This is a genomic window from Enterococcus sp. R12 (assembly GCF_058135755.1).
The window spans coordinates 2,366,196-2,385,762 of record NZ_CM176874.1 but is presented as its reverse complement, the minus strand read 5'-3'; the positions used below and the strand labels follow the sequence as shown (position 1 = coordinate 2,385,762).

Here is a 19,567-nt window from a genome sequence, read left to right as displayed (position 1 = left end):
CGTCTGTTCACTTAAAAAAAATAAGCCCATCATCGCAGCATCTAGTATAGCTAGTTTCTGCATGATGGGCTTTTTTTGTCTTGTGTATGAAAGGGGTGAACAAAGATGGCTTCTATTTTACAGGCTTTAGGCAGTTATCAAGGATGTCACGAAATGTGGCAATCGTCAATGCTTCATTTTCACAACAAAAGAGAAGGGATTTTGTGTTTTAATATAAGAAAAGATCAGAAGGAGGAAAAAATGGTATTCCATCAGATGATAAAAGAAAGAAGAAAACAATTAGGAATGACGCAAGAAGAGTTAGCGAAAGAATTGAATGTCAGTCGCTCAGCGATTTCAAACTGGGAGATTGGAAGAAATTACCCGGATATCACTACATTGATCGAGCTAGCTCAAATGTATCAAGTTTCTTTGGATGAATTGTTTTATGATGATATCGATCTAGTAAATAAATTCGCTGAAGACAACAAGAAGAAAGAGCAGCTAAAGAAAGTCAATAAGCTTTTGGTCTTCTTGTTACTAATCGGCGTCAGTTCGATTATCTATTTATTTTTGACGAGGAAACCTGAAATTGTTTTTGCCCACGAAAGCGTCGCTAATCATTTCCCGATGTCAAATTTCAAAGAAGAGGAAATAAAGCGAGTAGAGGTAAAAAAGGACAAACTTTATCTCACAGTAGATCATCCACAAAACATCGCCTATTATATCGAATCCAATAAGGATGAATTGCAGGTTAATCTTTATCAAAGTAAGTAATCAAAAATCGACGAACGCATTTCCATTGAAGGACGGATTGAAATCGACCTAAGCAGTCACAATCTGGCGAAAATCAGAAAAATCGTGATCTATAGTGACAAATCATAAGGGGTGTTGCCGTCCGGACAGCGAATCAATCGAACCTTTACCATACAAAGAGAAGAAAAATACTCGTTACCGAAAGAAGCGAATGCCTTTGGTAACGAGTATTTTTCGACAAAGTTCGTTAACTAGCTAAAAAAAGAAAAAAAGCAAAACAGGCAGATACACCATGTACAGTAAGACGGAATAGCCTAGACAAGAAGTTGCAAATTCTTCATCCCCTTGATAGTTTCGCACAAGAATTGGGACAGAGTTTTGGACGGGCATGGAGGCTTGGATAATAAACACAGAAAGCATCAATCCAGGAACAGGGATGATTCTGCTTAATAGCCATACAACGAGGGGCGAAAGAATGAAGCGACCAAACAAGACACCAGCAATGTCTTTGGTCATTCGCAAGTTCTTGAGCCCGCCAAAGTACACGATGATCCCGATAATAAACATTGATAGAGGCGTCGTTAAATCTGCTAGGTAGCTTCCAAGTCCATCAACAAAGGAGGGCAGTGGGAATGTGAACAGCATCCAGATCAAGCCGATAATGAAACCAATCAAGGCTGGCGAAAAAATCTTTTTTAGCATGACCAATGGATGAAAGGAAATGCGGGCTTCGCCGAAATCGGGGTTATCTTTTGCTAACTCAAAAATACCGATGGTCCAAAATAATGTCGTATTTACGATGTAGTACAACAACACATAGGGAACGGCTTTTTCACCAAAAATGGCTAAATTGATCGGTAAGCCGATGAAGATCGTATTGGAAAAGGTAAACATGGCGGAAAATGCCCCTTGGTGTTTGGTTTCAACTTGCGCGAAACGGCGCCATAAATAACCAGCGAAGTAAGTGATCATCATGGAAAGCAAAGGGATGATCATCCCGGAAACTAATGAGAGAAACTCGTCTTTCGTAAAGTTTTTAATGATCGTCAAAAACATATTGGCGGGTAATGAGACATTTAACACCAGTTTTGAAAACGTATCGGCGGTTCGATTAGAAAACCATTGTTTGTAAGACAACCAATAACCGATAAACATGAGACTGAAAATGACAAAAATATTGATATATGCTTGAAACATGCGCTCACCTCTCATTTACTATAGCGAAAGGCAATAGAAGAAGCAACTGATTCCCATTTGAAAACAACAAAAAACCAAACCGCCCAATGAGCGATTTGGTCAAGAATTACTTCCGTTGCTGCTTGCCAGCGTTACGACCTTTTCCGTTAGGCTTTGTCGTGTTCAACGCTTTTTTGACAGCTTCTGTTTTTTCAGGCGTTACGTCTTTACGAGGCGTAACTACCGTTTTAGGCGGATTTGCTTTCATTTCCGCTTCGACTTGGGCACGAATTTTTGGTTTCATGATGACATTCGTGATAAACGTTTGGATACAACTGAAGACCCCACCAACTACCCAGTAAAGTGTCACACCAGCTGGTGCACTCATGGACATGAAAACAATCATCAATGGAGAAACGATCAACATGGTTTTCATCGTTTTTTTCTGTTCTTCAGGAATCCCGATGGTTGAGATATATCCTTGTGCCAAGTAGGAAAGACCAGCAATCGCCACAAAGAGGATGCTTGGGTCGCCTAATGATACGCCAAAGAATTCAGAGTTTTGGATTCCTTGTGTGTAACGAGCGGTGAAATAAAGAGCAGAGAAGATCGGCATCTGAATCAGCAAAGGGAGACATCCGATACCACCAAACATACTGACGTTGTTTTCAGAGTAAATTTTTTGCATCTCCGCTTGCGCTTGCATTTGTTCTTCCCGAGTGGTTGCTTTTTTCAAATTGGCTTGTGCAATATCCACTTGAGGTTTCAGAAACTGCATTTTTTCACTTTGAACCATCGTTTTTCGAGACTGATGGATCCCTAATGGTAAGATAATGACACGGACAACGATCGTTACGGCGATGATCGCCCAGCCGTAAGACCAGTTGAAGTTTTCTACGAGCATCGTGATCATATCCCCTAATGGTTTCACCAAAAAGCGATAAATCATTCCTGTTTCTTTCGGCGTACCATCAGCATTGGTACTGACACAGCCTGATAATGCTAATAACAGGCCAAATAATCCTGATGAAAGCAGCCATTTATTCATTTTAGACATTCTATTCTTCCTCTTCACAATAAATTTAGACAAAAATAACTATACTAAAAAAGACCGACTATTTCAATGTACAAAGAGAAATTCATTGAAAAATCAATCTTTCGACTTAGAAAACATTCAATTGTTAATAGTACACTACATCAAAACTCCGACGCTCTTTGATGGCATCGTCTGGTTGGATGTCGATCTGATTTACTTTCCCAGCGGGTGAAGGAGAATCCTTAACCCCAGCAACAAAGGCATCGATGGCTTTGTCATCGCCAATTGCTTCAATCGAAACAGAACCATCCGCTTCGTTTTTTACAGATCCGGTGACGCCCAACTGATCGGCAAGCATTTTTGTGGTATAACGAAAGCCGACGCCTTGGACACGTCCTTGTACATGGATTCGTAGTTTCTTCATGGACAATCCCTCCTCTGCTTTATATGATAGCGTTTTTTCAGTAAAAGAACAAGTTAGATCGATTGACTCATGCTATAATGAATCGAGGTGACAAGATGAAAGAAATTCAATCGAAAAAAAATACCTTTATCAAGGAAATCAAAAAACTAACACAAAAAAAACATCGGACACAAACCAATAGCTATTTGATCGATGGCTGGCATTTGGTGCAAGAAGCATTGCATGCACAAGTACCCATCAAAGCGTTGTTGGTGACCCCGCGAGGGTTAAGCGAAGCCAACGGGCAACTCGATGATTATCAGGAAGAAAGTTATTTGATCACAGAGGAGATCGCAGCGATGCTTTCTGATTTGCCAACACCACAAGGGATTTTTGCTGTGGTGGAAAAGCAAGAACAAGACTTACAGACACTGACGGGCAATTGGCTGATTTTAGATAATGTGCAAGATCCTGGGAACGTTGGCACCATGATTCGAACAGCGGATGCCGCTGGATTCAGCGGGGTTTTTCTCGGCGAAGGAACAGCCGATCTCTACAGCACGAAAGTCTTGCGCAGCATGCAAGGTAGCAACTATCATCTGCCGATCGTAGAAGGAGCGATCCCGCCATTTCTAAAGCAGCTGCAGGCAGCTGGCGTGGCGATTTATGGCACCGAGTTAAACAAAGAAGCAGTCCCTTATACCGAGCTTCCTAAAGAACAAGCGGCTGCCTTCATTTTAGGCAACGAGGGGCAAGGGGTCAATCAGGAACTGTTGGCATTGACCGATAAAAATCTATATATTCCTATCTATGGTCAGGCGGAATCATTGAACGTCGCCATTGCGGCAGGTATTTTGATGTATTTTGCTGTCAGCTAGATTTTTAAGGAACTGTTAAACTATTTGAATCTATTGCACCTCACCTAGAAACTTGCAGGAATAGGTGCTATACTTTGTCTTGTAAAAATCAAGCAGATCAAAAAAGGTGGCAGACAAAAATTTATGACAGAAAAATGGCAAGAAGATAGCGAATATATGTCTTACGTGGCTGACCTGTTAGAAACAGAAGCTGTAAAAAAATTAGCCAATTTTGTGCAGCATATGAACTCCACACGTTTGGAACATTCGATCAGCGTCTCTTATTATAGTTACAAATTGGCCAAGAAATGGGGCGGCGATGCTCGTGCAACAGCTCGTGCAGGACTCCTTCATGATTTATTTTATTACGATTGGCGTACTACAAAGTTTGACGAAGGTACCCATGCGTACATGCATCCACGAATCGCAGTAAAAAATGCCGAAAAAATCACTGAACTTAGTGATCTTGAAAAAGATATCATCTTGAAACATATGTGGGGAGCAACGATTGCACCGCCACGCTATAAAGAAAGCTATATCGTCACGATGGTGGACAAATATTGTGCGATCAAAGAAGCATCAGAACCCCTTACAGACAGCATGAAAGAAAAATGGCAACAACGCTTCTGGAAGAAACATCGCACGATTCAATAAGAAAAAAGTTCTTCGAACCAACTGGTTCAAAGAACTTTTTTGTTTGTTTAGCCAAAAATAAGTTGGAGGATCGCTGCACCTGCATAGAGAATCAGTAAGGTGATCAATACCGTTAAATGTCGTCTTTTGTGCATAAAAAGGATTGCCACAAATTCTCTTAAAAAGGCATTCGGTAAATAGTAAAAGGCAGTAGGTGCTCCGATACCATCCGCTTTAAGTTGGGCTTGATCCGCATAGAGACCAGCACGAAAAATATGGTAATTGTTTGAGGCAAAGATTGCTTTGTAGCCGTTTGGCTTAAGCGAATCCATGATTTCTTTCGAAAATTTCATGTTTTCATAAGTAGTCGTGGAATTTGTTTCCACTAAAATCTCACCTTCTGGTACGCCTTGGGCAATCGCATATTCTTTCATAGCAACAGCTTCCGGCAGCTGCTCATCGCTTCCTTGTCCGCCTGACATCAGTAATCGAGGCGCGGTTTTTTTCGCTTTAAATTGCGATTCGTAGAACGAGATCGCTGTATTGATGCGTTTTGCCAATAAAGGGGAGACCGTGGTGCCATTCAAAAGGCCTGCACCTAAGACGATGATAAAGTCCTGATTATAGCGAGGATGGTTGAACTGATAAATGACTGAAATGGATAAAAAGTTCAAAAAGACTACAAACAGATACAAAAGACTTAGGGGAACAATGCCGAATAAGATTCGGATCCAATCTGGGAAAAAGTGCAAAAGGGTATCTGAAAATAGTAAAACGGTCAAAACCACCGCTAAGATCAGGGTTAACAAATTGGCGATCGATCGCGATTCTCTTCGTAGTACGATAATGGAATTCCAGTAAAGAAAGACCACGAGTGTTGCCAAACCGAATAATAGTACAGCAACGAAGATTGCCAGTAATACAGCGAGTAAACCACCTACGAGTATGTCTTGGGTTCGGTATAAATTAATGACTAAGTAGCCGCCAAAAGCCAGCACGAACAAATTAAAAAGCAAGCCATTTACAAGTTGGTGCTTGTTGCGCCGATAAGAAAATAAAAAAAGGCCGGCGAAGGCGACGGGTATCAGAATAAAGAAACTACCTGTCCGTAATTCTGAGACAGCTAAATAAATTAGCAGGGCTAGAATCGTCCAACAACATTCAAAAAAGAAAATATCCGGATCATCTTTTTTCTTGCGCCATTTTTGAACAACGATCACGCCCGACACATAGCTGATGGCAAAAATCAGCAATTGCGTAAAATCCATGTTTTTCACTCCTTTAACGATACACTTAGTATACCGAAAAATGGCAGAAATTGCTTGTTGCTAAGGTCAAAGTTGCTGAATTTCTTGCAATTCGCTAAAATGAAGGAAAGAAGGAGGAAGGAACATGCAATTAGGTGAAGTGATTCGCGTCGAACGACCCGCTTTTTATGTGATTGGAAAAGAGGGCAAGGGGTTAGCAGAAGAAGGTGCTTCTTGGGTACCAGCGCTTTGGGAACTTGCAACAAAGGATTTTGAAGAGATCGAATTTCTCGTAAGTGATCAAAAGGCAGAAGAACTGGAATTTTGGGGCTTGATGAGTGATGGCACCAATTGGTTAGAGCCTTGGCAAGAAACCGGTCGCTACTTGGCAGGCGTTCAAGTCCAGACAGAAAATTTTCCTCCTGTCGGTTGGGTCCGTTGGGAAATGCCCGCAATGACCTATCTCGTTGTAAAAACGGATGAAAAAAACTTAACGATGATGACTGAAAAAATGCTGATGGAAGTTTTACCAGAAAACAACGTCCAGTTGTCAGCAGCCATTCAAGAAAGGTATCTTCCTCATTTTAAGGAGGGGGAAGTTGAATTGTTTTTCCCTGTGGAGCCATTGGCAACAGCAACGGTGGAAACAGTAGAATAAAAAAAATCTGTCCGAGAAGCAGTCTTTGCTTCGGACAGATTTTTTCGTTTAGGTTAAAAAAGATTACTGAAAAAGTTGGACACGCCGCGCCAAGCACGAACAAAGATGTTGGCTTTTTCCACTGTTTGTGTTGTGATCAATCCTGCAGTCTCGTCATGATCGGAATCATCAATATAACCAAGCGTATCAGCTGGAATCGAAGCACTTACGGTACCGACTTCTGTGCCCTCAGTCAATGGCGCTTGCAGGGCAGAATCACGATAATGCTCATTAAAGTCAATGGTTGTTTCAAAGGCGGTTGCATCCATATCCCCACGCACCCATAGGGTCAAGCCTTGATTTAAGGCAACGGGCACACTCAGTTCTTTCCCATCTTTGACTGCAACCGTCTGGGTATCTTCTAGTTGCGCATTTTCTGGTAAAATCTCTACTTGTTCCCAAGCGTCAAACGAGTAATCCATCAAACGGCCTGTTTCAATAAAACGAACACTAGGATTTTCTGCATGACCATTGACGTTTAGCACCACGGTGATGATTCGTTGGCCATCTTTAACGGCGGTTCCGACAAAGCAGGCGCCTGCCATATCTGTCGTACCAGTCTTCAGACCGTCGACACCATCTTTCGTATTCGTAAAACCTGGAAGCATCCAGTTCCAATTGACCATCTCGACAGGCGAGTAGGAACCTTCACCAAATTGTTTCGTTGAAAGGCTGGTTACTTCCAAAACATCTGGAAAGTCTTGTAACAAATGACGGGCAATCAATGCCACATCTTTTGCGGATAGTTCGTTTTCATCAGTTGAAGTTGATCCTGGGTAAATATTTTCCCCTAGATAAGCATTGTTCAAGCCAGAAGCATTGACGATCTTTGCATCGGTGATGCCCCATGATTGCACTTTTTCTTGCATTAAATCCACAAAGGCACTTTCAGACCCAGCAATCAGCTCCGCGAGCGCGACGATTGCAGCATTTGCAGATTGGATATAACTGGCATCATACAGATCTTTTACTGTATAGGTAACGTCTTGATGCAAAGGGACATTTGATAAGTTAGGGGACACGCTGAGATTTGCGGCATAATCGGAAATCGGCACAGGATCATCCCAAGCGATCGTTCCTTGTTCTACTTGCTCAGCGACAAGGTAGAGGCTGATGATCTTGGTGATGGAGGCAATACCCATGGCTGTCTCGCCATCTTGATCATACAACACTTTCCCTGTGTCAAAATCAATGGAGTAGGCGGCTTTGGCGTCAATCGAAAACTCTTGGATCTCTTCGATGCTCATTGCTGTATCATCAGCATATGAAACGAGGGGGATGCCGACAGCAGCAAAGAGGATTGCCAAAGCAGCAACGAAGGAATACCCGAACTTGGTTATTTTCTGCATATATGTAGTAGCTCCTTTTAAGTTGTATCTAAGCAAAAATTTTAACAAAGAGTATCCGCTGTTGCAATACTCTAAGAGAAAACTTAGCATTTAATTGCGAGAAGACCGCTCAAAGGGGGAATGGGCGTTGTTAAACCATTACAACCTAGAAGACCTAAGGGCAACAGACAGCAAAAAAAACTTGCCTTCCTATTTAATAAAGAAGACAAGTTTTTCTGAATTGACATCGGGTCAAACGATTTCACTTAGCGACGATTGGAATGGATTCTCGGGTTTTGGTTTTGGGCTCTGACGGGAACTTTCACTGCTCTCGTTTCTTGTTGCATGGCCAATTTTGCTAAAAAGAATGTCCCAGCTAGTAACGCAGCTAAAGCAAAGATGGAAAAGAGTGAAATAAAGGTCGTTAACATAAAAATCCCTTCTTTCTGTTTAAAATAAATGTGGAAGGTAGGAATCGAACCTACACCTTAATCTATGAACGATCAAACATCACTCAACGGAACACCTTGTTCAACCACTTGTTAAGTTAATGATAGCATGGATTGCCAGGAAATGCTGATAAAAAGTCTGAGAATTGACCGAAGAAAATGTGAAGAAAACATGAACTCGATCTTCTCAGGTCACTTACGTGCTTTTTGTCAAAGAATAGTGGCAATCTTCTGCTTCATCATATAAAGTAATAACGGAGCCTTTTTGTTCCAGAACTAAATGATAGCCAAATGTGTCCAGTAACACTAATCGCATCGGAGTCAGTTCAACAATGGAAACAGGCAACGGTTTGCCTTCGATGGTCAATGAATAATCATTGGCAATTTCTAAAATGATATCTTCTTTTGTCTTTGAAGTAAAACGCCAATTTCCAATGAAATTTTGGCGGTTTTCATTTTTTTGTTTTTCCTTTCGCAACAGCAAGGAGCTGACCACGCCCGTTGCTAGAGATAAACCAATCAATAGAGACCTTTTCTTCATTTATACACGTCCTATCACTTACGATTCATCTAGTTGCACCTTGTGAACAAGATGCCCGCTTCTGCACACTAGAAAATAATTGCCATAAGTATACCATGAGAAGGTAAAAAAGCATGGTACTTTAGTTTGAAGTTTAGAAGTTTTTATCAAAATATGCTATGATTCAAAAGAGCAGGTGAGAAAATGAATTATCCGAATACCCTCTTAGCCACGTTTCTCGTTCGCGACAACCGATTCATTGCCCGATGTCTAGTCGATGGGCAAGAAGTGATCGTCCATGTGAAAAATACGGGACGAGGAAAAGAACTATTGCACAAAGGGGCACTCGTGACCCTCCAATATTGGGACAATCCGAAACGTAAAACCAATTACGATTTGATCTCAGTCAAGAAAGAAGACCAATGGATCAATCTTGATAGTCAAGTACCCAATCGGTTAGGCTATGAAGGCCTTTTGGATGGCACGATCCAGTTGCCAAATATCAAAGGGAAAATTGCTCTCTTGCGGCGTGAAGTCGTCTATGGGATGTCTAAGTTTGATCTTTATTTTGAAACAGACGAACAAGAAAAAGGGTTTATAGAAATTAAAGGGATGACACTTGAAAACAAGCAAATCGGCGCCTTCCCAGATGCGCCAACGATTCGCGGCTTGAAACACGTCAATGAATTGATCCATGCCAAAGAAGCAGGCTATTATGCGGCGGTTTTGTTCATGATCCAATTTGAAGTGGTGCAAAGCGCCACGATCCATCGACAGATGCAGCCGGATCTGGCCGATAAGATCGCTGAAGCGCAAAGCAAAGGTGTCGAAGTGTTTGCTTATAATTGCCAGGTAAACCAAGGGATGATCGCGGTCAAAGAACCGATCCCTTTTGATTTGAACGTCGAATTTGACGACCCCAATCTATAGAAGAAAGAAGGAAAACACATGATTCATTTAGGGATTATCGGCACAAATTGGATCACCGATCAATTTGTACAAGCAGCCCACGAAACCAAACGGTATCAATTGGTAGCCGTATACTCAAGGAAATTAGCCACAGCGCAACGCTTTGGGGAAAAATACGGGGACATCGAATATGCGACCGATTTGGCCACTTTTTTTGGCTTAGCTCATATGGACACGGTCTATATCGCGTCTCCGAACAGTTTGCACTTTGAACAAGCCAAGCAAGGGATTTTGGCAGGAAAAAATGTCATTGTGGAAAAGCCAGCCTTTTCAACGCCTGAGGAAATGGCGGAGATCATTGACCTAGCAAACCAACAACAGGTTTTATTCTTTGAAGCAGCTCGCAACATTCATGAAGCGAGTTTTTCAACCGTAGCCGAATTCTTACCGACACGCGGTGCTATTCTTGGGGCGAACTTTTCTTATATGAAATATTCGTCTCGTTATGACGCTGTATTAGCTGGGGAGGAACCAAATATCTTTTCTCCACATTTTTCTGGTGGAGCTTTAGCAGACTTGGGTGTGTATCCAGTATATGCGGCGGTCGCTTGGTTTGGTAAACCGCAGGACGTTCATTATTTTGCGCGCAAATTACCGACCGGTGTAGATGGTATTGGGACTGCTGTGCTACGCTATGCTGATTTTGATGTCACGATCCAAACAGGCAAAATCGCTGATTCAGAGTTACGATCAGAAATTTATTTTGAAGACGGGACATTAGATTTGAATGCCGTCAATGCTATTGAAGAAGCAGCATTTTATGAACGCCAAACAAAACAAACGCATCCATTAGCAGTCGCTGCTTTAGACAATCCGATGATCGAAGAAGCGCAAGACTTTGCAGACATCATTGAAAACAAAGATGATCCTAAACAAGGACAACGCTATGAGGAATGGGTGGAACTTGCCCGCAGTGTCAATGAAACCGTCTCTTTGATGCGTAAGCAGGCCGACATCATTTTTGATGCAGATAAAAAATAAGGAATGGAACATTTATGACAGTATTTGAATTGACACAATTGCCAGACGTCTGGCAGGAAAAATGGCAAGCGGCTGGGTATCACGCACCGTCCTTGATCCAAGAAAAAACCTTTGGTCCTTTAAAAGACGGCGCGTCTGTCATAGGAATCTCACCGACCGGTTCAGGTAAAACGTTGGCGTATCTCTTGCCATTGTTAACGAAGGTTGAAAAAAAGCAAGGCAATCAGCTGTTGATTTTGACTTCTTCACAAGAATTAGCGATGCAAGTCACAGAAGTAGCACGGGAATGGGCCCAAGCCATTGGTTTGACCGTTCTGCCGCTAATTGGCGGCGCAAGTACAAAACGCCAAGTGGAAAAACTAAAAGACAAACCCGAGGTCTTGATCGGTACCCCAGGCCGAGTGTTGGAATTGATCAAAGCCAAAAAAATCAAGACCCAGCAGCTGCAATCATTGGTATTGGATGAGGTTGACCAATTATTGAAAGAGGGTGCCTTCACCCTGGCAGCCAAGATCAATCAAACATTGCCAAAACAAATCCAGCGCAGTTTCTTTTCAGCAACCGCGAACGAAGTGATCGATGAGATTGGACCATTCGTGTCAAAAGAGCCGCTGATCATTGATGTTACCCAAGAAGATCAGAGCAAAGGCGTCATCCATCATTACTATTTGAACTATCCGCAACGACGAATCGTGGATGCTTTAAGACGCTTTGCTCATTTACCAAACTTTCAAGCCTTGGTTTTCTTTAATGAATTAAGCACAATGGGGAATGCGGAAGAAAAGCTATTGTTTCATGGCTTGCCGGTGGCATCTTTGGCATCTGATCAAAACAAACTTGCACGAAAAGGTGCATTAGAGAGCTTTCGTCAAGGAAAACTAGTGGAACTATTGACGACCGATGTCGCCTCTCGCGGCTTAGATGTCGTGGATCTGCCTTACGTGATCAATACAGAAGTCCCTTTAGAAAAAGAATCCTATTTACACCGCGCAGGACGCGTTGGGAGAATGGGCAAAGAAGGAACCGTCGTCACGATCGTTCAAGACCATTCCTTGAAGGATTTGAAAAAAATCGCGAATCAGTTGTCCATAGAACTCAAGGAAGTCTATCTGCATGGGGGACAGTTACACACAGAAGCACCTGTTGTCGAAAAAGAAAGCAAGAAAGAAACGAAAACAGCAAGTGTGCAGAAAATTTCCAAGAAAACGCCTGAAAAATTACACACTCCTGTCAAAAAGAGCAAGAAAAAGACGAAAAAGCAAAAAGACAAAGGAAAAAGACGCCATTGAGCGTCTTTTTGTGTTACCATTAACGTTGTTTATTATTAGTGTGTAAAAAAATGAGGAGGCTATCGAATGAATTCGCGAAAAGAAGAGATTTTTCAAACGATCGAACTGCATAAGCAAGGGTTGACCGCAGTTGATGTCGCTAAAATCTTACAAATCGATCGCAGCAATGCAAGCCGTTATCTCAGTGAGCTTTATAAAGAAAAGAAAATCGGCAAACGTTCCGGCCGTCCGGTTGTTTATGAGCCTTTAGAAGAAACGGTCCATGTGGATGTTTCCTCTGAAGTGAGTTTTGAAAGTCTGGTTGGAGTCCAAGCTTCCTTGAAAGTAAGTATCCAGCAAGCCAAAGCGGCGATCTTATATCCACCTAGAGGACTCCATACCATTATTTTTGGTGAGACAGGTACGGGTAAATCCTTATTTGCCGAATGTATGTATCATTTTGCGGTTGAATCAAATATGTTAGAAAAAGATGCCCCATTCGTGTCCTTTAACTGTGCGGATTATGCACAAAATCCGCAATTGTTGTTTGGTCACATCTTTGGCATCAAAAAAGGCGCCTACACTGGTGCGGCAGAAGATAGTCCAGGACTTATGGCAAAAGCCGATGGCGGCATCCTGTTCTTAGATGAGATCCATCGACTGCCGCCAGAAGGGCAAGAAATGCTCTTTACCTTCATTGATAAAGGGATCTACCGTCCATTAGGGGAAAGTAATCAAGTTCATGAAGCCGCCGTGCAGATCATCGGTGCCACCACGGAATCATCAGAAACCTTTTTAACGACCTTCAATCGGCGAATTCCCATGGCTATTACTTTGCCAAATGTGGAAAGTCGTTCCTTAGATGAACGGTATGAAATCATTTCGTTGTTTATCAAGCAAGAGGCGACCCGTCTGAATCAACGAATCGATGTCGAACGAGATGCGATATTGGCCTTTATGCTCTATGAGGCAGAAGGCAACATTGGTCAAATCAAGCGCGACCTTAAACTCGTCTGTGCCAAAGCATTTTTGCATTATCGAACCTATGGAAAAAAACACTTGCTGATACGAAAAGGCGACTGCTCCTTGCAAGTTCAAAAAGGCTTGTTGAAGATCAAAGAAATGTCGGAACGCTTGGATCGGTTTTTGGATGGCAAAGGCGACTTTCTAAGTTTTGAACCTGGCGACCCAGATGTCGTCTGGTCTCGTGATCCACAACGGAATATGCAAGTGTATAACGAGATCGAAGAAAAAGTCAGCTCGCTGATTGAAACGGGCGTAGCCAATGTCGATCTAGAAAATTTGATCTCTAAAGATGTCGATGCGTATTTTGAAAAGTATGTCGAAGAATTGATCCAAAATCCCGTTCATAAAGAACTGATTCCAGAAGACATTTGGAAACTGACAAATGTTCTTTATGATCTAGCTGGGCAAAGATTGTCTCGAACCTATAGTGAAAAAGCCCGCTTTGCCTTTGCACTGCATTTGCAAAGTACACTGGAACGTGTCAAGGAAGGACATATGATCGTTCACCCAGATTTAAATACAGTCAGAAAAAACTTGAAATCCGAGTTCCAGGTGGCAATGGATCTATCGACCATTATCGAAGAAGAACGCCATGTCGAGATCCCCTTCGATGAGATCGGCTTTATCAGTATGTTTTTAGCGATTCAAGTCAAACAACCCTCGCAGCTGCCCCTTGAAAAAGTCGAGATTATTGTCTTGATGCACGGCAAGGCGACTGCCAGCAGTATGTTGGAAACGGCACAAGAGCTGCTTGAAACTGACCACGGCAAAGCGATGAATATGTCTTTAGATATGGAAGTCGGTCAAATGTATGAACAGCTATTGAACTATGTCACTGACAATAAGGAAAAGATGAGCAACGGCTTATTGCTTTTAACTGATATGGGTTCCCTCAATTCATTTGCGAATTTGATTTCTGAAGAGACCGGGATTCGTACGAAAGCCATCTCGATGGTCAGTACGATGATCGTCTTAGAGGCTTTGCGAATGGCGGAAAGTGGCCGAAGTTTAGAAGACATTTATCAAAACATTCAGCGTTCTTTTGAAACCATCGTGCAAGAACAGTTCCGCACAGTTCGCGAAGCGAAGGGGAATAAAAAAGCAGTCATCGTCACTTGCTTTACTGGAGAAGGTGTCGCTGCCAAACTTTATCAACGAATTTATCCCGTCGTCGATCAATCAAAAGTCGAGATCATTCAAATGCAATTTATTGAAAAAGAAACCTTCAAGAAACATATTGATGGCTTGCTAGAAGAATATGAGATCAAAGCCATTGCGGGCACCGTCGAGATCGATTATCAAAATATCCCGTTCTTTTCCGCCTATGATGTCTTTGATGACAATCGGTTGAATGTACTGAAGCGGATCGTTTCAGATGAAGTGCCGATTGAAAAAATCGTACGTTCATTAGAAAATACTTTAACGCATGTGGGGTCCGTCTATCATCTGATCGAAAGTCTACAACGAATCGTTCATCAAATTCAAAATCAATTGCATGTGATTGTGGAACCTACCGTTGATGCGGGCTTAGTGATTCATTTAGCCTTTCTAGTGGAAAGTTTATTGAAGAAGGAACATTCTCGTACCTTCCCCAATTTGGCGGCCTTCCAAAAACGCTATCGTATCGAAACAGATGTGTTACGAACTCATTTATTGCAGATAGAGAAAAACTATCAAATCAAAATCTCTGAAGATGAGATCGCGTATTTAACACAAATGTTCTTAGAAAATGAAATAAAAAGTTATGATGAATCCGCACACAATATTAGTGTGTAATGAAAAATCCGTGAGTGTGCAAAAGAAAAATTGGTTCAGACCATTGATATATAAAGGTCTGGACTTATTTTTTTTTGGCACGCTTTTTGCTTTATAGTAAAGTGTAACTTACAACAGAAAGGAGCAGATACGCGATGGCGAAAAAAACGATTATGCTTGTTTGTTCAGCAGGAATGAGTACCAGTCTATTGGTGACGAAAATGCAAAAAGCAGCCGAAGCAAAAGGAATGGAAGCAGATATCTTTGCTGTTTCAGCTTCAGAAGCCGACCAACATTTGGAGTCGAAACCAGTCGATGTTCTATTATTAGGACCACAAGTACGATTCATGAAATCACAATTTGAACAAAAGCTAGCACCAAAAGGCATTCCTTTGGACGTGATCAACATGGCAGACTATGGCATGATGAACGGCGAAAAAGTATTGCAACAAGCAGAAACATTAATGAACTAAGATTTTTAGGATCGAAGTGTAAGGAGGATTTTTAAAGATGGATGAGCAAAATTTGGAAGCCATTATGGGATTGATCATGTATGGTGGTAATGCAAAAAGTGACGCAATGGAAGCAATCGCGGCAGCAAAAGAAGGGGACTTCGAATTAGCTGACCAAAAAATCAAAGATGCTGAAGCATCTCTTGTGGAAGCGCATCATTCGCAAACAGGATTATTGACACAAGAAGCGCAAGGCAATCATATGACCGTGACATTGTTGACAGTGCATTCACAAGATCACCTAATGACGTCAATCGCATTTACCGATTTAGCGAAAGAAATCATTGATGTCTATCGACGTCTAAATAACGAATAATCTTTGAACGGATAGAAGTAGTTATTGTCGATGAATCAAAAAATCTTCTTTGACGAATAGAACTTATAGGAGGAATTAAGAATGGATGGATTAACAAGTTGGATGGAGAGACACATTCTCCCAGTTGCAGCTAAAATTGGTGCGCAAAAGCATTTGGTTGCTTTGCGGGATGCCTTTATCGGAATGATGCCAGCAACGATGGCTGGGGCAATTGCAGTATTATTGAACGCCTTCATGCGTGATTTTCCAAACACTTATCTAGGTGCGGACAATGCAATCACCAAATTTTTCACACCAGTGATCGCCGTCAACGGATTAGTTTGGACAGGTACCTTAGCAATCATGGCGGTTATCTTCTCAGCATCTTTTGGCTATAATTTAGCAAAGGCTTACAATGTTGATGCACTATCAGGTGCGTTGGTTTCTTTAGCAGCATTTATTATGGGTATTCCACAATCAGCTTCTCTTTCTTTAGCATTAGAAGAAGCACTACCAACCAACGTAGTAGACTTGATCAACAGCACAAGTGCTACATCAGGATTTGCAGCAGATGGTTCAACGATCAGCGCTGCTGGCTGGGGCTATTTCCCATTTAGTGCTTATATGGGCGGCTCAGGATTGTTTACCGCAATCATCTTTGGTTTCGTTTCAGTTATTATCTTTGCAAAATTGATGCAAAAAAATATTATTATCAAAATGCCAGATTCAGTGCCACCAGCAGTTTCTCGTGCTTTCGCAGCAATTATCCCAGGGATCGCCGGGCTATATGCATCAGGCTTGATTTACTACCTATTTGAACGTTTCGTTGGTATGCCAATTATTGACTGGATCTCCGAATCGATCCAAAAACCATTATTGGGTCTTTCTCAAGGATACTTTGCCGTATTTATCATTGTATTGCTTGTCCATGTTTTGTGGTTCTTTGGCTTACATGGTACAAATATCATGGGACCCGTTTTACAATCGATTTACGGTGTGGCCATGGTTGAAAATACCAATGCTTACCAATTAGGGGAAGCAGTTCCTTATAAATGGGTAGCAGGTTCGTTCGAAGCGTTTGTTTGGCCTGGTGGAGCAGGTGTGACTTTAATGCTATTGATCGCAATCTTGCTATTTTCTAAACGTGCCGACTACAAGACAGTTGGTAAACTAGGGATTGGACCTGGTTTGTTTAACATCAATGAACCAGTAATGTTCGGTCTACCGATCGTGTTGAACCCATTGTTTATCATTCCATTTATTGTTGCACCATTAGTTACAGCGACAATTGCTTACTTTGCAACAACATTAGGCTTAGTTGCACCAGTTGTGGTAAATGTGATCTGGGTAATGCCAACGATCCTAAGTGGCTTCTTGGCTACCGGTGGGGACTGGCGTGCAATCATCTTGACGATCATTAATTTGGCTGTAGCTTTATTGATCTGGGCACCATTTATTATTGCTGCCAACAAAATCAACCCAGCAGACCAAGAGAACTAATCAAACGAAGCAAACGTTCTAGATGGGTGATTTCACCCATCTAGCCATCTTTTTTAGGAGGAGAAAAAATGATTATCGTAAATTCCGCAATGCAGCAAGACAACATCAAAGCATTACTTGAGTCTTTGTCAGAAGATGAGATCAAGTATACCTTCAAAGAAAAAAAAGGGATTCAGTTGATTTTTGAAACAACGGCAGATGACAAAGAAAAAGCAGTGAAGCTTGCCAAGGACGCAATCAAAAATACCGATTGGGGCCGAGTACTATACTTCAACGTCGTTAGTCAATAGTGAGGTGATATCATGTTTAAAAATGGATTGTTTTTTATAAGTATCGGTAGTATGTTATTTATATACAGCGCCAATGCGCAGTCAGGTGAATACCACTGGGTGAATCTCATCACGTCAGTCATTCTAATGGCTATTGGAGGAATCATGGCTTCAATTGGACACAAACGCAACAAGAAAGACAAGGAGGCGCAAGATGGAAATCACTAAAAAAATGAATGTACCCGCTGACTTTTTATATAAAACGATCATCGATTCCGTTTTACATGATATTAAACAAGCGACAGATCAAACGTTGACAGAAGACCAATTAGAAGGCTATAGTTATCTAAAACAATTTTATAAAGATAGCAATGCCAACATAACGATTGAAACAGTCAAGAAAAACCAAGCCTATGCGTTCCAAACGGCGACGAAAAAAAATACCTTCCGTGTACACTATCAAATTGAAGCGATAGATGACGCGCATTGCACCTTGCACTATGAAGAAAAAATGACTTCTGAAGGAATGATCCAACAATTGAATGACATGCTCTTAGGCACCATTCTAGGATATTTCAAACGCAAGCAATTTAAAAAAATGTTGAGTATGATGGAAGAAGCATATTAAGGGGTCGACTGACGCCTTTTTTGCGTTTCTTGCGTGTTTTCAAGTAGAGGAGATGAAGGAATGACAGATGTCAAAAAAATGACCGAATTCGGTTCGCAAGAAGTACTGGAATTGGTTTCTTATGCCTTTCAGTGGGAGTTGAATGAAACAAATATCAAGCGCTATCGCAAGCTTGCGGAGAATTCATGGAATTATGGTTCCTACGACGAGGATGGAAAACTAGCGAGCCAAATCATGGCAACTATTTTTGATGTGAATTTTCATGGAACGACTTATCCAATGGCAGGGATCGGTTTTGTGGCTTCTTATCCAGAGTATCGCAGCCAAGGTCGGATCGATCGGATCATGAAACAAATCATTAAAGATTGCTATGAACAAAAAATTGTACTGTCCTATCTGGCACCTTTCTCCTTTGCGTTTTATCGCAGATATGGGTATGAATATACCTTTGAACGCACCGTTTATGAAGTTGATGCGCATCAATGGCCCGATGGCAAGAAAGTGAACGGAAGGATTCAACGCATGAATTGGGAGGAAGCACAGCCGATCATTCACGAGATTTATCATCAATTGCCTCGCCATCAAAAAGGTGGGCTGATTCGCCAAGCCTGGTGGGAAGAAATCAAGTTTGTTTTGCGCAGACCGTATACGTTTGCGATTTATCGCAATGAAGCGGGCGTTCCTGAAGGGTATTTGATCTACTTTGTTGAAGGAGGACGCTTTGATATTCAAGAGTGGGGCTATTTGACCGCTGACGCGTATCAAGGATTCAATCGGTTTATCGTTTCCCATGCAGATTCAGTAGCGCAGATCCATTATCGACCAGGGTTTGATGGGGAAGTCCTGCAAGTAAATGCAGCCAAACCATTGGCTCACTACCAAGTGCGCCCGGACATGATGGCAAGAGTCGTCGATGTGGAAGGGTTTCTAACAAGCTATCCATTTACGTTGAAAAAAGCTGGTCGTTTTGCCATAGAAATTCAAGGGGATGATTATGCCCCATGGAATAATGGGTGTTATGAAGTGTCGATCGAAAACGCTCAGCATCAGGTCATGAAAACGACGGACACCAAGTTGCCAAAAGCAACCTTGTCCATTCAGCGTTTTGTGCAACTGTTTTTGCAGGCGCAATCCCTTGATTCCTTGGTCTTTTTCCAGCAAATGGAAACGGAGAAGGAAGCTGCAGTGATGATTCAGGAAAACTTACCAGACGGAAAGCCGATTCTGGAAGATTATTTCTAAACAAATCGAGGCAGAGGTATTTGCTTTCCAACAAAAAAAGA

General features: G+C 41.8%; 22 protein-coding genes. 15 read left to right on the top strand and 7 right to left on the bottom strand.

Features of this window, described 5'->3' with window-relative positions; genetic code table 11:
* Positions 1-105 precede the first annotated feature (105 nt).
* Complete coding sequence (locus ACTW1R_RS10975) at positions 106-756, top strand: helix-turn-helix domain-containing protein (RefSeq protein WP_271813279.1); 651 nt, start codon at positions 106-108, stop codon at positions 754-756.
* A gap of 234 nt (positions 757-990) precedes the next feature.
* Here the strand turns inward: ACTW1R_RS10975 and ACTW1R_RS10970 are convergent, their stop codons facing one another.
* The 3 genes from ACTW1R_RS10970 to ACTW1R_RS10960 form a co-directional block, all read right to left on the bottom strand.
* Positions 991-1,932: an AEC family transporter gene (locus tag ACTW1R_RS10970; protein WP_271813278.1), complete on the bottom strand. Its 942-nt coding sequence runs from the start codon at positions 1,930-1,932 to the stop codon at positions 991-993.
* A 106-nt stretch (positions 1,933-2,038) separates the two neighbouring features.
* Entirely contained in the window at positions 2,039-2,968 is a 930-nt protein-coding gene (gene yidC, locus ACTW1R_RS10965; RefSeq protein WP_010749323.1) for a membrane protein insertase YidC, read from the bottom strand.
* A 124-nt stretch (positions 2,969-3,092) separates the two neighbouring features.
* The gene (locus tag ACTW1R_RS10960; RefSeq protein WP_010749324.1) at positions 3,093-3,371 is read right to left on the bottom strand and encodes an acylphosphatase; all 279 of its coding nucleotides are present in this window, start codon (positions 3,369-3,371) and stop codon (positions 3,093-3,095) included.
* A 95-nt stretch (positions 3,372-3,466) separates the two neighbouring features.
* On the opposite strand from ACTW1R_RS10960, the gene ACTW1R_RS10955 reads away from it, so the two are divergent.
* Together ACTW1R_RS10955 and ACTW1R_RS10950 are read left to right on the top strand one after the other, a co-directional pair.
* The gene (locus tag ACTW1R_RS10955) at positions 3,467-4,228 is read left to right on the top strand and encodes a TrmH family RNA methyltransferase (RefSeq protein WP_074536769.1); all 762 of its coding nucleotides are present in this window, start codon (positions 3,467-3,469) and stop codon (positions 4,226-4,228) included.
* 123 nt (positions 4,229-4,351) lie between these two features.
* Positions 4,352-4,861 (top strand): HD domain-containing protein, encoded by a 510-nt coding sequence (locus ACTW1R_RS10950; RefSeq protein ID WP_005229452.1) that lies wholly within the window; start codon positions 4,352-4,354, stop codon positions 4,859-4,861.
* 47 nt (positions 4,862-4,908) lie between these two features.
* On the opposite strand, the gene ACTW1R_RS10945 is transcribed toward ACTW1R_RS10950, so the two are convergent.
* Complete coding sequence (locus tag ACTW1R_RS10945; protein ID WP_128432502.1) at positions 4,909-6,108, bottom strand: YdcF family protein; 1,200 nt, start codon at positions 6,106-6,108, stop codon at positions 4,909-4,911.
* 124 nt (positions 6,109-6,232) lie between these two features.
* On the opposite strand from ACTW1R_RS10945, the gene ACTW1R_RS10940 reads away from it, so the two are divergent.
* The gene (locus ACTW1R_RS10940) at positions 6,233-6,745 is read left to right on the top strand and encodes a GyrI-like domain-containing protein (protein WP_010749327.1); all 513 of its coding nucleotides are present in this window, start codon (positions 6,233-6,235) and stop codon (positions 6,743-6,745) included.
* A gap of 53 nt (positions 6,746-6,798) precedes the next feature.
* On the opposite strand, the gene ACTW1R_RS10935 is transcribed toward ACTW1R_RS10940, so the two are convergent.
* The 3 genes from ACTW1R_RS10935 to ACTW1R_RS10925 form a co-directional block, all read right to left on the bottom strand.
* Positions 6,799-8,133 carry a serine hydrolase gene (locus ACTW1R_RS10935; protein ID WP_016610746.1) on the bottom strand — a complete coding sequence of 445 codons (1,335 nt, stop codon included), beginning with the start codon at positions 8,131-8,133 and terminating at the stop codon, positions 6,799-6,801.
* 245 nt (positions 8,134-8,378) lie between these two features.
* Positions 8,379-8,543, bottom strand: coding sequence for a hypothetical protein (locus ACTW1R_RS10930; protein ID WP_005229460.1), 165 nt, complete (start codon positions 8,541-8,543; stop codon positions 8,379-8,381).
* A gap of 214 nt (positions 8,544-8,757) precedes the next feature.
* Positions 8,758-9,102: a DUF4828 domain-containing protein gene (locus tag ACTW1R_RS10925; RefSeq protein ID WP_074933050.1), complete on the bottom strand. Its 345-nt coding sequence runs from the start codon at positions 9,100-9,102 to the stop codon at positions 8,758-8,760.
* Positions 9,103-9,285: 183 nt separating this feature from the next.
* Here ACTW1R_RS10925 and sfsA point away from each other — a divergent pair, with 183 nt between their 5' ends.
* The 11 genes from sfsA (at position 9,286) to ACTW1R_RS10870 (ending at position 19,526) form a co-directional block, all read left to right on the top strand.
* Positions 9,286-10,011 (top strand): DNA/RNA nuclease SfsA, encoded by a 726-nt coding sequence (gene sfsA, locus ACTW1R_RS10920; RefSeq protein ID WP_074933048.1) that lies wholly within the window; start codon positions 9,286-9,288, stop codon positions 10,009-10,011.
* An 18-nt stretch (positions 10,012-10,029) separates the two neighbouring features.
* Positions 10,030-11,031, top strand: a complete 1,002-nt coding sequence (locus ACTW1R_RS10915) for a Gfo/Idh/MocA family protein (protein ID WP_081116266.1) — start codon at positions 10,030-10,032, stop codon at positions 11,029-11,031.
* 14 nt (positions 11,032-11,045) lie between these two features.
* Positions 11,046-12,320, top strand: coding sequence for a DEAD/DEAH box helicase (locus ACTW1R_RS10910; RefSeq protein ID WP_074933044.1), 1,275 nt, complete (start codon positions 11,046-11,048; stop codon positions 12,318-12,320).
* A gap of 66 nt (positions 12,321-12,386) precedes the next feature.
* Positions 12,387-15,101 carry a sigma-54-dependent transcriptional regulator gene (locus tag ACTW1R_RS10905; protein ID WP_270290133.1) on the top strand — a complete coding sequence of 905 codons (2,715 nt, stop codon included), beginning with the start codon at positions 12,387-12,389 and terminating at the stop codon, positions 15,099-15,101.
* A 134-nt stretch (positions 15,102-15,235) separates the two neighbouring features.
* Positions 15,236-15,553 (top strand): PTS sugar transporter subunit IIB, encoded by a 318-nt coding sequence (locus ACTW1R_RS10900; protein ID WP_005229471.1) that lies wholly within the window; start codon positions 15,236-15,238, stop codon positions 15,551-15,553.
* A gap of 37 nt (positions 15,554-15,590) precedes the next feature.
* Positions 15,591-15,908: a PTS lactose/cellobiose transporter subunit IIA gene (locus ACTW1R_RS10895; RefSeq protein WP_005229473.1), complete on the top strand. Its 318-nt coding sequence runs from the start codon at positions 15,591-15,593 to the stop codon at positions 15,906-15,908.
* Between the two features lie 81 nt (positions 15,909-15,989).
* Positions 15,990-17,387, top strand: coding sequence for a PTS sugar transporter subunit IIC (locus tag ACTW1R_RS10890; protein WP_081116262.1), 1,398 nt, complete (start codon positions 15,990-15,992; stop codon positions 17,385-17,387).
* Positions 17,388-17,455: 68 nt separating this feature from the next.
* A complete protein-coding gene (locus ACTW1R_RS10885; protein ID WP_005231914.1) occupies positions 17,456-17,677 on the top strand; it encodes a hypothetical protein in 222 nt (73 codons plus the stop codon).
* A gap of 12 nt (positions 17,678-17,689) precedes the next feature.
* Positions 17,690-17,884, top strand: coding sequence for a hypothetical protein (locus ACTW1R_RS10880; protein WP_005236946.1), 195 nt, complete (start codon positions 17,690-17,692; stop codon positions 17,882-17,884).
* Positions 17,871-18,284, top strand: a complete 414-nt coding sequence (locus ACTW1R_RS10875; protein ID WP_005229481.1) for a DUF3284 domain-containing protein — start codon at positions 17,871-17,873, stop codon at positions 18,282-18,284. The genes ACTW1R_RS10880 and ACTW1R_RS10875 overlap by 14 nt, the downstream gene beginning before the upstream one ends.
* 60 nt (positions 18,285-18,344) lie before the next feature.
* Complete coding sequence (locus ACTW1R_RS10870; protein ID WP_271813266.1) at positions 18,345-19,526, top strand: GNAT family N-acetyltransferase; 1,182 nt, start codon at positions 18,345-18,347, stop codon at positions 19,524-19,526.
* Positions 19,527-19,567 lie beyond the last annotated feature (41 nt).

Bases quoted from the DNA above. Each gene is read 5' to 3' on its own strand.
- ACTW1R_RS10975 (WP_271813279.1), top strand. From the start codon at position 106: ATGGCTTCTATTTTACAGGCTTTAGGCAGTTATCAAGGATGTCACGAA.
- ACTW1R_RS10970 (WP_271813278.1), bottom strand. From the start codon at position 1,932: ATGTTTCAAGCATATATCAATATTTTTGTCATTTTCAGTCTCATGTTT.
- yidC (WP_010749323.1), bottom strand. From the start codon at position 2,968: ATGTCTAAAATGAATAAATGGCTGCTTTCATCAGGATTATTTGGCCTG.
- ACTW1R_RS10960 (WP_010749324.1), bottom strand. From the start codon at position 3,371: ATGAAGAAACTACGAATCCATGTACAAGGACGTGTCCAAGGCGTCGGC.
- ACTW1R_RS10955 (WP_074536769.1), top strand. From the start codon at position 3,467: ATGAAAGAAATTCAATCGAAAAAAAATACCTTTATCAAGGAAATCAAA.
- ACTW1R_RS10950 (WP_005229452.1), top strand. From the start codon at position 4,352: ATGACAGAAAAATGGCAAGAAGATAGCGAATATATGTCTTACGTGGCT.
- ACTW1R_RS10945 (WP_128432502.1), bottom strand. From the start codon at position 6,108: ATGGATTTTACGCAATTGCTGATTTTTGCCATCAGCTATGTGTCGGGC.
- ACTW1R_RS10940 (WP_010749327.1), top strand. From the start codon at position 6,233: ATGCAATTAGGTGAAGTGATTCGCGTCGAACGACCCGCTTTTTATGTG.
- ACTW1R_RS10935 (WP_016610746.1), bottom strand. From the start codon at position 8,133: ATGCAGAAAATAACCAAGTTCGGGTATTCCTTCGTTGCTGCTTTGGCA.
- ACTW1R_RS10930 (WP_005229460.1), bottom strand. From the start codon at position 8,543: ATGTTAACGACCTTTATTTCACTCTTTTCCATCTTTGCTTTAGCTGCG.
- ACTW1R_RS10925 (WP_074933050.1), bottom strand. From the start codon at position 9,102: ATGAAGAAAAGGTCTCTATTGATTGGTTTATCTCTAGCAACGGGCGTG.
- sfsA (WP_074933048.1), top strand. From the start codon at position 9,286: ATGAATTATCCGAATACCCTCTTAGCCACGTTTCTCGTTCGCGACAAC.
- ACTW1R_RS10915 (WP_081116266.1), top strand. From the start codon at position 10,030: ATGATTCATTTAGGGATTATCGGCACAAATTGGATCACCGATCAATTT.
- ACTW1R_RS10910 (WP_074933044.1), top strand. From the start codon at position 11,046: ATGACAGTATTTGAATTGACACAATTGCCAGACGTCTGGCAGGAAAAA.
- ACTW1R_RS10905 (WP_270290133.1), top strand. From the start codon at position 12,387: ATGAATTCGCGAAAAGAAGAGATTTTTCAAACGATCGAACTGCATAAG.
- ACTW1R_RS10900 (WP_005229471.1), top strand. From the start codon at position 15,236: ATGGCGAAAAAAACGATTATGCTTGTTTGTTCAGCAGGAATGAGTACC.
- ACTW1R_RS10895 (WP_005229473.1), top strand. From the start codon at position 15,591: ATGGATGAGCAAAATTTGGAAGCCATTATGGGATTGATCATGTATGGT.
- ACTW1R_RS10890 (WP_081116262.1), top strand. From the start codon at position 15,990: ATGGATGGATTAACAAGTTGGATGGAGAGACACATTCTCCCAGTTGCA.
- ACTW1R_RS10885 (WP_005231914.1), top strand. From the start codon at position 17,456: ATGATTATCGTAAATTCCGCAATGCAGCAAGACAACATCAAAGCATTA.
- ACTW1R_RS10880 (WP_005236946.1), top strand. From the start codon at position 17,690: ATGTTTAAAAATGGATTGTTTTTTATAAGTATCGGTAGTATGTTATTT.
- ACTW1R_RS10875 (WP_005229481.1), top strand. From the start codon at position 17,871: ATGGAAATCACTAAAAAAATGAATGTACCCGCTGACTTTTTATATAAA.
- ACTW1R_RS10870 (WP_271813266.1), top strand. From the start codon at position 18,345: ATGACAGATGTCAAAAAAATGACCGAATTCGGTTCGCAAGAAGTACTG.